General features: G+C 68.2%; 10 protein-coding genes and 1 riboswitch. Of the genes, 7 read left to right on the top strand and 3 right to left on the bottom strand.

Annotated elements, in window-relative coordinates; translation table 11 throughout:
• The first annotated feature begins 187 nt into the window (after positions 1–187).
• Together K368_RS0115040 and K368_RS0115035 are read left to right on the top strand one after the other, a co-directional pair.
• Positions 188–3,622 carry a DNA translocase FtsK gene (locus K368_RS0115040; protein WP_036266371.1) on the top strand — a complete coding sequence of 1,145 codons (3,435 nt, stop codon included), beginning with the start codon at positions 188–190 and terminating at the stop codon, positions 3,620–3,622.
• 161 nt (positions 3,623–3,783) lie between these two features.
• Entirely contained in the window at positions 3,784–4,695 is a 912-nt protein-coding gene (locus tag K368_RS0115035; protein ID WP_027173050.1) for an outer-membrane lipoprotein carrier protein LolA, read from the top strand.
• A 43-nt stretch (positions 4,696–4,738) separates the two neighbouring features.
• On the opposite strand, the gene K368_RS0115030 is transcribed toward K368_RS0115035, so the two are convergent.
• Positions 4,739–5,536, bottom strand: a complete 798-nt coding sequence (locus tag K368_RS0115030; protein ID WP_027173049.1) for a lysophospholipid acyltransferase family protein — start codon at positions 5,534–5,536, stop codon at positions 4,739–4,741.
• A 79-nt stretch (positions 5,537–5,615) separates the two neighbouring features.
• On the opposite strand from K368_RS0115030, the gene K368_RS0115025 reads away from it, so the two are divergent.
• Both K368_RS0115025 and K368_RS0115015 read left to right on the top strand, forming a co-directional pair.
• Complete coding sequence (locus K368_RS0115025; RefSeq protein WP_027173048.1) at positions 5,616–6,425, top strand: exodeoxyribonuclease III; 810 nt, start codon at positions 5,616–5,618, stop codon at positions 6,423–6,425.
• 302 nt (positions 6,426–6,727) lie between these two features.
• A riboswitch (SAM-I-IV-variant riboswitch) is annotated at positions 6,728–6,839 on the top strand.
• Positions 6,840–6,889: 50 nt separating this feature from the next.
• The gene (locus K368_RS0115015) at positions 6,890–7,957 is read left to right on the top strand and encodes a low specificity L-threonine aldolase (protein ID WP_027173047.1); all 1,068 of its coding nucleotides are present in this window, start codon (positions 6,890–6,892) and stop codon (positions 7,955–7,957) included.
• Between the two features lie 90 nt (positions 7,958–8,047).
• Here K368_RS0115015 and K368_RS0115010 read toward each other — a convergent pair whose 3' ends face one another.
• On the bottom strand, positions 8,048–8,347 hold the full coding sequence (locus K368_RS0115010; RefSeq protein WP_027173046.1) for a hypothetical protein: 300 nt from the start codon (positions 8,345–8,347) through the stop codon (positions 8,048–8,050).
• Positions 8,348–8,803: 456 nt separating this feature from the next.
• Here K368_RS0115010 and rpsO point away from each other — a divergent pair, with 456 nt between their 5' ends.
• The gene (gene rpsO / locus K368_RS0115005) at positions 8,804–9,073 is read left to right on the top strand and encodes a 30S ribosomal protein S15 (RefSeq protein ID WP_018044126.1); all 270 of its coding nucleotides are present in this window, start codon (positions 8,804–8,806) and stop codon (positions 9,071–9,073) included.
• 215 nt (positions 9,074–9,288) lie between these two features.
• Positions 9,289–11,460: a polyribonucleotide nucleotidyltransferase gene (gene pnp / locus K368_RS0115000; RefSeq protein WP_027173045.1), complete on the top strand. Its 2,172-nt coding sequence runs from the start codon at positions 9,289–9,291 to the stop codon at positions 11,458–11,460.
• A gap of 254 nt (positions 11,461–11,714) precedes the next feature.
• On the opposite strand, the gene K368_RS0114995 is transcribed toward pnp, so the two are convergent.
• Positions 11,715–12,776 (bottom strand): tartrate dehydrogenase, encoded by a 1,062-nt coding sequence (locus tag K368_RS0114995; protein WP_027173044.1) that lies wholly within the window; start codon positions 12,774–12,776, stop codon positions 11,715–11,717.
• A gap of 103 nt (positions 12,777–12,879) precedes the next feature.
• Here K368_RS0114995 and K368_RS24700 point away from each other — a divergent pair, with 103 nt between their 5' ends.
• On the top strand, positions 12,880–13,836 hold the full coding sequence (locus K368_RS24700; RefSeq protein WP_081739580.1) for a LysR substrate-binding domain-containing protein: 957 nt from the start codon (positions 12,880–12,882) through the stop codon (positions 13,834–13,836).
• Positions 13,837–13,902: the final 66 nt, after the last annotated feature.

Raw genomic sequence — 13,902 nt, 5'->3', positions numbered from 1 at the left:
TCGGGTTCCCTCATCTAACCCGTTACGCGCCGGTGCTCCAGGGGGAGGCGGGCGCTCCCGGTCTTCGGAGATCCGACACTTCGCGGCATGCGGGCAAGCGTCTGTTAACGACGTTGGCCCTAGCGTGGGGAAGAACCGCTCCTGTCGAGGACGCGGACCCGTACCCTTCGAGTCAATCCAGAGCATCATGCGCGCATCGGGACGGCCTCCCTATTCTCATCGTGATCCCTCCCGGCCCGGACGCGGCGGCGACCGCCCCGGCCTGACCTTGGGCGCCCTCGCGCACAGGCTGATCAGCCTACGCGCAAGCCTGACCCGGCGCCTCGCCGGACCGCCCCAGCGCCCTAGCCTGGTCTCGCCGCGCCCCGTGCAATCCTGGCTCACGGCCCCCAGGGACATGGTGCACGACGCCCCCGCTCCCCAGCCCCAGCCTTGGCTGGAGCAGGGCGAGTGGGCCGAGGCGCAGGCCTGGCCGGACCACGTCTTCGACGACCGCGCCACTCCCGATCTCGCCCGCTCTTCGGGCATCGCGGCCCTGGACTCGACAGGCGAAAGCCGGATCGACCACGGCGCATCGAGCCCGCGCGTGCTGATCCGCTCGCCGCGCCGCCCCGCTTCGATCACGCCGGAGGGCTACGACGCGCCGGCCCATTCCGCGCCCGAGCCGGACGCCCCGGCGGTGCGCTACACCCGCACCCCCGATCCGGTACTGCAGGAGCGCCGCCAGCGGGCGCTCGATGCCGAGCGCCTGGCGCAGGAGGAGCAGGTCCGCGCCGCGCGGCAGGCCGAGGACGAGGCGCGGCAGGCCGCCGAACGCGCCGCCCTCGCCGCCGCGGAAGCGGAGCGTGCCGCCCAGGAGGCGGCCGAGGCCGCGCTTCTCGCCGCGATCCCCCCCGAGCCGCCCCAGCCCCTGTGGCGCCAGCCCTATACCCCGCCGCCCGGCGTGCGCTTCTTCCGCTCGCCCGACCGCCGGCCGCAAGCCGTCCTCGCCGCCATCGTCGAGGAGCCGCTGCCCATCCCCGCATCGGTGAGCGAGCCGATCCTCGCCGCCGAGCCGGCCCCGCTGCCCGTCGACCGCGACTGGACCGAGGTCCCGGACTGGGCCGCCATGCGCGCCTGGTTCGACGGCGAGGATTCGACGGCCGTGGAGACGTGGTCGGCGATCCAGGCCGATTCCGCCGAGGCTTCGGCTCCGTCCGTGCCGGAGGTTTCTCCGGTGTCGGAGCTTGCCCCGGTGCCGGATCTGGCCCCGATGAGTGCGCAGGAGAACGAGACCTCAGGCTTCACGGTCTCGCCGCCCGTGGACATCTCGCTCCTGCGCCCGCTGCCGCCCAGCCCCGTCTACGTCCTCGACCGGCTGATGCGGTTCGACCGTGGCGGCGCGCCCCTGCCCGCCAACGGCCAGGATAACGGCCAACATAACGGCCAGTCCGCGCCCGTCAGGGACGAGCCGAGCCACGAGGACCGCGTCGCCGAAGTCGCCGAGGCGGCCACCCTGGCTCTCGTCATCGAGCAGACCGGGCCGGCCCCCCAGCGTTCGGTTGCCGTCTCTGCCATGGCCGCCCGCGCGGCGATCCGTCCGGCCCGCATGCCCGCCGCCCCGGTGGCGCAGGCTCCCGTGATGCAAACTCTCCTGACGCAGCCCCCCCTCGCGGACGCTCCCGTGATGGACGCCAACATCGCGCAAACCTCTCCCATCCAGGCCCCCTCCCCTGCCAGGGCCACTCCGGTCTTCACGCCGCTGCCGCCGCGCCCGGTCCTGTTGCGCAATCCAAAGGCCGCCGCCCCGACTCCGGAGCCCGAGCCTCTTGTGGCGGAAGCGCCGGCCGTCTCCGAAGCTGCTGCGCCCGTCGAGATGGAGGAAGCCCCGGCTCCCGTCCTCGCCCTGCCTGCCCCGCCGCCTGCCCCGTCTCCGTCCCGCGCGATCTTCCCCGAGCCCCGCGCCACCCTGATCCCGGCCGGCCGGCACACGCCGATGTCGCTGGTGGAGAACGAGGATTACGAGCACCCCTCGCTCGAACTCCTGGCCGAGCCGCCGCTCACCGGCACCGAGGAGGTCGATGCCGACGTACTCGAGCAGAACGCATTGAACCTCCAGCAGACGGTGCAGGATTTCGGCGTGCGTGGCGACATCCTCGCCGTGCGTCCCGGCCCGGTGGTGACCCTCTACGAGCTGGAGCCGGCCCCCGGTACCAAGTCGAGCCGCGTCATCGGCCTGTCGGACGACATCGCCCGCTCCATGTCGGCGGTCTCGGCCCGCGTGGCGGTGGTTCCCGGCCGCAACGTCATCGGCATCGAACTGCCCAACGAGACCCGCGAGACCGTCTATCTGCGCGAGCTCCTCGCCTCGGCCGATTTCTGCATCAGCAAGCACAAGCTGGCCCTCTGCCTCGGCAAGAACATCGGGGGTGAGCCGATCATCGCCGATCTCGCCAAGATGCCCCACCTGCTGGTGGCCGGCACCACGGGCTCGGGCAAGTCGGTGGCGATCAACACGATGATCCTGTCGCTGCTCTACCGGATGAAGCCGGAAGAGTGCCGCCTGATCATGGTGGACCCGAAGATGCTGGAACTCTCCGTCTATGACGGCATCCCGCACCTGCTTTCCCCCGTGGTCACCGACCCGAAGAAGGCGGTCATCGCCCTCAAATGGGCCGTGCGCGAGATGGAGGAGCGCTACAAGAAGATGTCGAAGGTCGGTGTGCGCAACATCGACGGTTTCAATGCGCGGCTGGCGGAGGCTCGTGGCCGGGGCGAGATCCTGACCCGGGCGGTCCATACCGGCTTCGACCGCGAGACCGGCGAGGCGGTGTTCGAGACGGAGGAGATGGATCTCTCTGCGCTGCCCTACATCGTGATCGTGGTCGACGAGATGGCCGACCTGATGATGGTGGCGGGCAAGGACATCGAAGGCGCGATCCAGCGCCTGGCGCAGATGGCGCGTGCGGCCGGCATCCACCTCATCATGGCGACGCAGCGTCCGTCGGTGGACGTCATCACCGGCACGATCAAGGCGAACTTCCCGACCCGGATCAGCTTCCAGGTCACGTCCAAGATCGACAGCCGCACGATCCTCGGCGAGATGGGCGCCGAGCAGCTGCTCGGCCAGGGCGACATGCTGTTCATGGCCGGCGGTGGCCGCACCACCCGCGTCCACGGCCCGTTCTGCTCGGATTCGGAAGTCGAGAGCGTGGTCGCCCATCTCAAGCGCCAGGGCCGGCCGTCCTACCTCGAAGCCGTCACCGTGGACGAGAACCCGCCCGAGGAGAAGCCGGCCAAGGCCTCCAAGGCCGAGAAGGCGGCGGCTGCCGAAGCCGAGGAGATCGACGCGCCGATCTTCGATGCCGGTGCCTATGCCGGCGGCGGCATCGATGCGGGGGCCGACCTCTACGACCAGGCGGTGCAGGTGGTGATGCGGGACCGCAAGGCCTCCACGAGCTACATCCAGCGCCGCCTGCAGATCGGCTACAACCGCGCCGCCTCGATCATGGAGAGGATGGAAGTCGAGGGGATCGTCGGTCAGGCCAACCACGCCGGCAAGCGCGAGATCCTGATGGAGACCGCGCCCTCCTCAATGGGGTCGATCGCCATGGCCTCGTCCATGATGGACGACGACGATTGAGCTCCTCCTCCCTCCCCCTCGTGGGGAGGGACCGAGGGTGGGGGGGCTCCGGACGAGGCGAGCCGTCTCCGGCCCCTCACCTCCACCGCATCGACGTCCCATATTCGCCACAGGGTGAGGTTCTAAGCCAGAACCCCCGCGACTTCGGAGAACGCCCCAGGATGACCGGCCGACGCCACCTTCTCGCCGCCGGCTCGCTCCTCGTGCTGGCAGCCAACCTCCATCCCGCGCCGGCCTCGGCGCAGGTCTCGTCCTTCCTCGACGGCCTGTTCGGGCGCAAGGAACAGCCCGTGCCTGCCCCTGCCCCCGAGCCGGAAGCGCCCCCGGCCGCTCCCGCCGCCCCGAAGAAGCCCGCGGCCCAGGCGCCCAAACCCGCCAAGGACGCCAAGGCGGGGTCGGACAAGCCGGCTCCCGGCGCGAAGCCCGCCGCGAAGGCGGCACCTTCGGACGCGCCCGCCAAGGTGGCCGCCGTCGGCGCCCCCACCGCGGCGTCGTCCATGCTGGATGCCGAGCCCGCCGCCGTGCTCGCCCAGGCCAACGCCTATTTCAACGGCATGACCACGCTCAGCGGCAACTTCGTCCAGATCGCCGGCGACGGGCGCCGCATCGGCGGCAAGCTGACCCTGGCCAAGCCCGGCCGCCTGCGCTTCGACTACGACCAGCCCTCCCCCATGGAGGTGGTGGCCGATGGGACCTCGGTGGCGGTGAAGGACCGCAAGCTCAAGACCCAGGACCTCTACTTCATCTCGCAGACGCCCCTGAAATTCCTGCTTCGCGAAAAAATCGACCTCGCCCGCGATCTCACCGTGTCGGACGTCTCCAACGATCCGGGCGGCATCCGCATCTCCCTGGAGGACCGGGCGACGCTGGGCGGCACCTCGAAGATCCAGCTGTTCTTCGATGCCGAGATGAAGACCCTCAGCCAGTGGCGGATCACCGATCCGCAGGGCTACCAGACCACGGTGCAGCTCTCGAACCTGCAGAAGGGCAAGGCCATCGACGGCAGCCAGTTCTTCATCAATTACGGGCGCAGCGAGGACAAGGCGATGGAGAAGCAGATCAAGGCGCAGTGAGGGGCGCGTCCTCCCCCGCAAAGGGGGGGGGAGGGTTTTTCGATCAGGACGCCTGGAGCTCCATTGCCGTTCCGCCTCGCCAGCGGTTCAATTCCGCGTCGATCGCGTCCTGCGTGCCCCGCATGAACTCGCTGCCCGAGAGGCCCGGCTTCAGCGTGGAGAGGTAGCTCACCACCACGGTTCCGGGGATGTGGCGCGAGCCGCCATGGGGCCAGTACAGGCCGGAATTCACCGCCACGGGCAGGACCGGCAGGCCGAGCTTGGCGTAGAGCAACTCGACCCCGCGCTTGAACTGCACCGGCGCGTCGATGGTGCTGCGGGTGCCCTCCGGAAACATCAGGATCGAGCGCCCCTCCGCGATGGCCATCCGGCTCTCGTCGATCATCGTGCGCAGGGCCTGGGTGCCGTTGGCCCGGTCGATGATGATCATCGGCGAGCGGCGCAGGAACCAGCCGACGATGGGGATCGCCACGAGTTCGCGCTTGGCCACGATGGCGACGTTGGGGATCAGGATGAGGAAGGCCAGGGTCTCCCAGGCCGATTGGTGGTTGGCCACGATGAGGCACGGCTCCGCGGGGATGCGGGCGCGCCCCTCCTCCACATAGGTCAGGCCGACGATGTGGTGCAGGCCGAACAGGATGCCGCGCGACCACAGCCGCGTCGCTGCCCGGATCGGCTTCGTCGGACAGCCGAGGGCCGCGAGCACCACGAGGGGAAGCGCGAAACAGGCGGTCCAGGCGGCCCAGTAGACGTTGAAGAGCGCAGAGCGGGTGCGCGACACGACGGGCGATCCTTCCTGAAACGGCGACGGCGCGTCCTTCTCGCTGATGGAACGCGGCATTTGTGCGGCGACGGGCGGGCCGATCCGGTCTATCGAGGCGGCCGATCCCCTCCCCTATCACATCTGTGAGCTAGACCCGTTGCGCCTCTCCGTCACCACCTGGAACATCAATTCGGTGCGGTTGCGCATCGATCTCGTGCTTCGGTTCCTCGCAGAGGTGAAGCCCGACGTGCTCTGCCTGCAGGAGACCAAGTGCCCGGACGATGCCTTTCCGCTCAAGGCCCTGCGCGGGTCGGGCTACGAGCACGTCGTCTTCGCGGGCCAGAAGGGCTATAACGGCGTGGCGATCCTGTCGCGCTTTCCCCTGCTCACCCGCGACGTCATGGCCTTCTGCGGGAAGCCGGATGCCCGCCACATCTCGGCGATGCTCGGGCCGGAGGCGGGGGCGGCGGCGGGCCTCGTGATCCACAATTTCTACGTTCCGGCCGGCGGCGACGTTCCGGATGTCGGCCTCAACCCGAAATTCGCGCACAAGCTCGACTTCCTGCGGGACCTGCGCGCCTGGGGAGGCCGGCGCATGGCCGGCCCGGCGATCCTGGTGGGCGACCTCAACGTGGCGCCGCTCGAACACGACGTCTGGTCGCACAAGCAGCTCCTCTCCGTGGTCAGCCACACGCCGGTGGAGACGCAAGCCCTGGAAGAGCTGCGCGGGGAAGCGGGCTGGATCGACGCCGCCCGCGTGCTCACCCCGGAGCCGGAGAAGATCTACACCTGGTGGAGCTACCGCTCGCCGGACTGGTCCGCCGCCAACAAGGGACGGCGCCTCGACCATGCCTGGATCTCGCCGGACCTCGCCGGCACCGCGCGCTCCGTGGACGTGTTCCGCGAGGCGCGGGGCTGGGAACGGCCCTCCGACCACGTGCCGGTGACGCTGATTCTCGACCTCTGACGGGCGGGCGCATCCCATCCGTACATCCGGCCGAGGAACGCAACGTCCCGCCGATCATTGCTCTTCGGACAGCCGGCTCCGGATGGGGGCCGCATCTTATTCACCGCTCCGGAGCGTCCTCGAAATGCGTAAGCTGATCCTCGCCTTCCTGCTCCCCAAGGTCGTGTCCTACCTCCGCCGCCGTTATGCCGGCCGCTCGGGTCGCCCGACCGCGTGAAGGTAGTCCCCCGCCCGTCCCCGAACCGTCGGAGGACGGGCGGCTCTCGTTGCGTTGTCGCCGGCCCCGCGCCCTGCTAAGCTTGTTGCCGCATCAAGAGTCGCGGTGACGCCCGACGCCAACCTGCTGACCCGAGCAAGGTGGAGCCCTCATCGATAGAAGGGGATGTGGCCGAACCGGCAACGAAACGGGTTTCGCCACGCGTCGCTTCGGCTCCCATGCGGAACCGACGGAAGGCGAAGCGACGATGAAGCCCGACCCCCAGCAATTTGCCAGCGACAATTACGCCGGCATCTGCCCCGAGGCCTGGGCCGCCACCGAGGCGGCCAATGGCGGTTCGGTACCGGCCTATGGCGAGGACGCCTGGACCAAGCGGGCATCGGACGCATTTCGCGACCTGTTCGACAAGCCGGATGCGGAGGTGTTCTTCGCCTTCAACGGCACCGCCGCGAACTCCCTGGCGCTGGCCTCCCTGTGCCAGTCCTACCACAGCGTCATCTGCTCGGCCTCGGCGCATGTGGAGACCGACGAGTGCGGCGCGCCGGAATTCTTCTCCAACGGCTCGAAGCTGCTGGTGGCGGCGAGCGCGGACGGAAAGCTCACGCCTGCCCTCATCCGGGGGCTCGCGACGGGGCGCTCCGACATTCATTTTCCCAAACCCCGCGTCGTGACGATCACCCAGCCGACGGAGACGGGGCAGCTCTACACGCTCCGGGAGATCGCCGAGATCTCGGCCACCTGCCGCGACCTGTCCCTGCGCCTCCACATGGACGGCGCGCGCTTCGCCAATGCCTGCGCCAGCCTCGGTTGCGAGCCGGCCGAGATGACCTGGAAGGTTGGCGTGGACCTGCTCTGCTTCGGCGGGACCAAGAACGGCATGGCGGCGGGCGAGGCGATCCTGTTCTTCGATCCCGCCCTCGCCGAGGATTTCGGTTACCGCTGCAAGCAGGCGGGGCAACTCGCCTCGAAGATGCGCTTCCTGACCGCGCCTTGGGTCGGCATGCTGGAGGGCGGCGCCTGGCTCCGCAACGCGGCCCACGCCAATGCCTGCGCGCAACGCCTCGCCGGGGCGGTGGCGGAGTGTCCAGGCTTTGCCACCATGTTCCCGGTGGAGGCCAACGCCGTGTTCCTGACGGCTTCGCCCGAGCGGCTAGATGCCTTGCGGGACAGGGGCTGGCGTTTCTACACCTTCATCGGCGGGGGCGCCCGGTTCATGTTCGCCTGGGATTCCGAGCCTGAGCGGATCGACGCGCTGATACAGGACATCCGCGCTGCGAGCGCAGATGTCCGGGATCGCCTGCCCGTCTCCGGCTGACTCCGTCCGCCCATCCGGGTTCGCTCAGGCTTCCGGAGTGTCGCGGAGTTCCGGCCGCAGAACCGCCGACCGCTTTTTTTCGAGACCGGCTCAGTCCGCTTTCTTGGTGTCCGGCATTCCGGCCACGAAATCCTTCATGGCGGCATCGTACTGTTGCTTGACGAAGGTCTTCGTCTCGACGGGAACGACAGCCCAGATCACTGCGGCGACGAAGATCAACGCCGCGACGATGTAGGAAAAGCCTTCGAGCACGCCGAGCCACCCGAGCAGCAAGGGGACGAGGCTGAGTGCCGAAGAGATAAAAGGCGAGCCGAACAAGTAATAGCTCGACACGAAAGTAATAACCGCAAATGCTATCGGTCTTCCGATCTTGATGATAATTCGTTCCATTCCGCCCCCAGTTGTTTCTAAAAATCCAATTGCGCTTCTAAATCCAAGTCGGAGCCTTTATCACGGTTGTCTTTGAATGCAAAAGACAGAAGCTGGAATTTGCCAGGGTGTGACCTTCGTAGCGAAATGGAGTCTGAATCGTCGACAGACAATACGATAAATCAAGACGTTAGAGACGAAATGGCCCGAGGCCGCCATGCGCCGGTCCGGTTCCACCGTCAGCGCGGCGCGAATGCCCGGCGCCCGCCCGGGCGGGCGCCGGGATGGGGGTGGCACGAAGCCCGGATTCGTGTATGTGTCCCCCTTGCCTCGACCCGGAAACGGGCACGGGGCTAAAGCTGCTTGTGAACGCGACCGTGCTGGACGACATCCCGGCACAGGCCCCGTCCCAGGCTGAGACGGCCCCTCCCGAGGAGGGTCGTCTCGATCCGAAAACCCGTATCGAAAGGGAATGCGATGTCGATTTCGGCCGAGCGCAAGACTGCGCTCATCAAGGAATACGCGACCGGCGGCAAGGACACCGGTTCTCCGGAGGTCCAGGTGGCGATCCTCACCGAGCGGATCACCAACCTCACCGGTCACTTCAAGACCCACGGCAAGGACAACCATTCCCGCCGCGGCCTCCTGAAGATGGTCTCGCAGCGCCGCTCGCTGCTCGACTACGTCAAGCGCAAGGACGAGGCCCGCTACCGCAGCCTCATCGAGCGTCTCGGCATCCGCCGCTAAGACGGCGTTCACGCGGTTCCGGGCCCGGCCCGGGGCCGCGTTCTGACAGGTCGGGGTGCCGGAATGGGTCCGGCCACCCGAAAACCGGGCGACTTGGAGGCGCGGAAGCGCCGGGGACAGGATCGCGCGGCGCTTTTGCCCAGTCCGGGCCGAAGCGCCGCGCCATCTTGCCCCTGGCGGCGCCGGGTTCGCCCGACCGCAGGAAGGCAAGACATATGTTCGACGTACAACGTGAAGAGCTGATCTGGGGCGACCGCAAGCTGGTCCTCGAAACGGGCAAGGTCGCTCGCCAGGCCGACGGCGCCGTGATGGCGACGTATGGCGAGACCTCGGTGCTGGCCACCGTCGTCTCGGGCAAGGAGCCCAAGGCCGGAATCGACTTCCTGCCGCTCACCGTGAACTACCAGGAGCGCGCCTACGCCGCCGGCCGCATCCCCGGCGGCTATTTCAAGCGCGAAGGCCGCCCTTCCGAGAAGGAGACCCTGGTCTCCCGCCTCATCGACCGCCCGATCCGTCCCCTCTTCGTCGAGGGCTGGCGCAATGACACCCAGGTCGTCGTCACCGTCCTGACCCACGACCTCGAGAACGATCCCGACATCCTCGCCATGGTCGCGGCCTCCGCCGCCCTGACCCTGTCGGGCGTGCCCTTCACCGGCCCGATCGGCGCGGCCCGCGTCGGCTACGTCAACGGCCAGTACATCCTGAACCCGCCGGTGCCCGAGCTCGAGAACTCGACCCTGGACCTCGTCGTCGCCGGCACGCAGGACGCCGTGCTGATGGTGGAATCCGAGGCCAAGGAGCTCGACGAAGAGACCATGCTCGGCGCCGTGATGTTCGGCCACAAGCATTTCCAGCCGGTCATCGAGGCGATCATCCGCCTCGCCGAGAAGGCCGCCAAGGAGCCCCGCAACTTCTCCGCGCCCGAGAACGGCGACGTGGAGCAGGCCGTCCTCGACGTGTGCGAATCGGAACTCCGCGACGCCTACAAGAACACGATCAAGCAGGAGCGCTACGCCGCCGTCGACGCCGTGAAGGCGAAGGTGATCGCGGCTCTCTGTCCGGCCGAGGGCGAGCAGAAGTTCAGCCCTGAGAAGGTCAAGGCCGCGTTCAAGGAAGCGCAGTCGAAGGTCGTGCGCTGGAACATCCTCGACACGGGCTCGCGCATCGACGGACGTGACGTCCGCACCGTGCGCCCGATCGTCTCCCAGGTCGGCGTGCTGCCGCGCGCCCACGGCTCGTCGCTGTTCACCCGCGGCGAGACCCAGGCCCTCGTGGTCGCCACCCTCGGCACCGGCGAGGACGAGCAGTTCATCGACGCGCTGGAAGGCACCTACAAGGAGACCTTCCTGCTGCACTACAACTTCCCTCCCTACTCGGTGGGCGAGACCGGCCGCATGGGCTCCCCGGGCCGTCGCGAGATCGGCCACGGCAAGCTCGCCTGGCGTGCCGTGCACCCGGTCCTGCCGCCGGCCCACGAATTCCCGTACACGATCCGCGTCGTGTCCGAGATCACCGAGTCGAACGGCTCGTCCTCCATGGCCTCCGTCTGCGGCGCCTCGCTGTCGCTGATGGATGCCGGCGTGCCCCTGCGCCGTCCGGTGGCCGGCATCGCCATGGGCCTCATCCTCGAGGGTGAGCGCTACGCCGTGCTGTCCGACATCCTCGGCGACGAGGATCACCTCGGTGACATGGACTTCAAGGTGGCGGGCACGGAAGCCGGCATCACCTCGCTGCAGATGGACATCAAGATCGCCGGCATCACCGAGGAGATCATGAAGGTCGCCCTGCATCAGGCGCAGGAAGGCCGCGTCCACATCCTCGGCGAGATGGCCAAGGCCCTCACCGACGCCCGTCCCGAGCTCGGCGAATACGCGCCCCGCATCGAGACCATGCAGATCCCCACCGACAAGATCCGGGAAGTGATCGGCACCGGCGGCAAGGTGATCCGCGAGATCGTCGAGAAGACCGGCGCCAAGATCAACATCGACGACACCGGCACGGTGAAGATCGCCTCCAGCGACGGCAAGGCCATCAAGGCCGCCTATAACTGGATCCGTTCGATCGTGGCGGAAGCCGAAGTCGGCATGATCTACGACGGCACCGTCGTGAAGTGCATGGAGTTCGGCGCCTTCGTGAACTTCTTCGGCGCCAAGGACGGCCTCGTCCACATCTCGGAACTCGCCGCCCAGCGCGTCGCCAAGGTGACGGACGTCGTCAAGGACGGCCAGAAGGTGAAGGTGAAGTTCCTCGGCGCGGACGACCGCGGCAAGATCCGCCTCTCCATGAAGGTCGTCGACCAGGAGACCGGCGAGGATCTCACCGAGAAGCTCAAGGCCGAGCGCAACGCCGAGCAGGACCGCGCCCGCGGACCCCGCCAGGACGCGTAAGCCGTCTTTAGCCTCCGGGCTGAGGGAGAACGAAGAGCGCGGTCCTGAGAAGGGCCGCGTTTTTTCGTTTGTTCAGACGGAGGTGACGTCTCCGAAGGCGCGCCTCGCCATCCACGACGCGGGCCTCCATCCGTCCTCACCGCTCGATCCCGAGGTGCCGAAGCGGAGCGGACACTCGGAATGAGATGGTGGGCGGGCGAACGGGCCTCCGATCGCTCGCGCTGCGGAGCGTCCGGCGATGCCCAAGTCCCGGATCAGTTCGAGACGGCCTCGGCGATGGCCCGTCCCAGCTCCTGGGTAGTGGCGGTGCCGCCGATGTCGGGCGTGCGCGGTCCCTCGGTCAGCACGGTCTCGATGGCCCGCACGATGGCGTCGGAGGCTTGGCTGTGCCCGAGATGGTCGAGCATCATCGCGCCGGACCAGATCTGGCCGATGGGGTTGGCGATGTTCCGGCCGTGGATGTCGGGAGCCGAACCGTGGACCGGCTCGAACATCGAGGGGAAGTCCCGCTCCGGGTTAAGGTTGGCGGAGGGCGCGATGGCGATGGTGCCCGTGCAGGCCGGGCCGAGATCGGAGAGGATGTCGCCGAACAGGTTCGAGGCCACCACCACGTCGAACCGGTCCGGGTTGCGCACGAAATGCGCGGAGAGGATGTCGATGTGGAACTGGCTCGGCGTCACGTCCGGGTATCGCTCGGCCATGAGCTGGAAGCGCTTGTCCCAATAGGGCATCGAGATCGACATCCCGTTGGACTTCGTCGCCGACGTCACCTGCCGGGCCGGGCGGGACCGGGCCAGTTCGAAGGCGTAGCGCATGATCCGGTCGACGCCACGGCGGCTGAAGACGCTGGTCTGCATCACGACCTCGTCGTCGGTATCCTCGAAGCTGATGCCGCCGATGGCGGAATATTCTCCCTCGCTGTTCTCGCGGACGACGATGAAATCGATGTCGCCCGGCAGGCGGTCGCGCAGGGGCGAGGTGATGCCGGGCATCAGCCGCACCGGCCGGATGTTGGCGTATTGCTGGAAGCCCCGCCGGATGGCGATGAGCAGCCCCCACAGGGACACGTGATCCGGCACGGTCGGGTAGCCCACTGCGCCGAGGAAGATGCCATCGTGGTGGCGGATGGTGGCGAGCCCGTCCTCGGGCATCATGCGTCCGTGCTTGAGGTAGTAGTCGCAGCTCCAGGGCAGTTCGTCCCAGCGGAAATCGATGCCGAACTTCCGGCCGGCCGCTTCGAGGACCCGGATGCCTTCGGGGACGACCTCCTTGCCGATCCCGTCTCCGGCGATGACTGCGATGGTGTGGCTTGGCATGGCGTATCTCCCTGGGCGCTGCGATCTTCGGCGTCCTCCAGGGTGTACGTCCTCCACGTTCGATGCAGAATGGCGAAAGATCGCACTTTGGACGTGACGAAACGTGCACAATCTTCCCGCCCTGCCAGACCTCAAACTGTTCTGCGTGGCCGTCGAGACCGGCAGCCTCGCCCGCGCCGCCGCGGAGATGGGGCTCGCGCCCTCGACGGTCAGCAAGCGGCTCACGGTGCTCGAGGCGGATCTCGGCGTCCGGCTCATGCATCGGACGACGCGGCGGCTCGCGCTCACCGAGGACGGGGACGCCGTCTATGCCTGGGCGCAACGCCTGCTCGGATCCGTCGACGACATGGTGCAGGACCTGTCCAACGCCGGCAGCCGGCCCCACGGCAGGCTCCGCGTCAGCACGAGCACCGGCTTCGCGCGCAACCACATCGCCGTGGTGGTGTCCGCCTTCGCCGCCCGCTATGCGGATGTGGAGGTCCGCCTCGACACCCTTGACCGTCCGGTGGATCCCTCCGCCGAGGGGATCGACGTGGACATCAGGGTCGGCGGCCTGCGCGAGGCCCATCTGTTCGCGCACCTGCTCGCTCCCAACCGCCGCATCCTGTGCGCCTCGCCGGACTACCTGGCGGCCAGCGGGCAGCCCGCGACCCTCGCCGAGCTGGAAAGCCACCGCTGCCTCGTCATCCGCGAGCGGGATCAGCCGATGGGGGCATGGCGTCTCACCGGCCCGTCCGGCATTGAAACGGTGAAGGTCCGCAGCTCCCTGTCCACCACCCTCGGCGAGATCGCCCATCGATGGGCCCTCGACGGGCACGGCATCATTCTTCGCTCGTCATGGGATGTGGCCGAGAACATCCGCACAGGGCGGCTGAGGCACATTCTTCCCGAATACGGCCAGGAGGCCGATGTCTGGGCCGTCCATCCCACGCGGCTGTCGCGGTCGCCCAAGGTCACCGCCTTCCTCGACATGTGCGCGGCGCACCTGAAAAGCCTCTCCCTCGCGATGCCGACCCCGGCCCCGCCGGGCGTCGGACGCGCCGGAGCTGGAGCCGAATGAGCCGGCTCGAGGCGGAACACCCATCCTCACACCGCGTTCGCCCCGCGACGCAACACGAGGAGTAGA

The organism is Methylobacterium sp. 10, assembly GCF_000519085.1.
In the GTDB taxonomy this organism is placed as follows: domain Bacteria; phylum Pseudomonadota; class Alphaproteobacteria; order Rhizobiales; family Beijerinckiaceae; genus Methylobacterium.
This window is presented reverse-complemented; position numbering and strand designations above follow the sequence as displayed.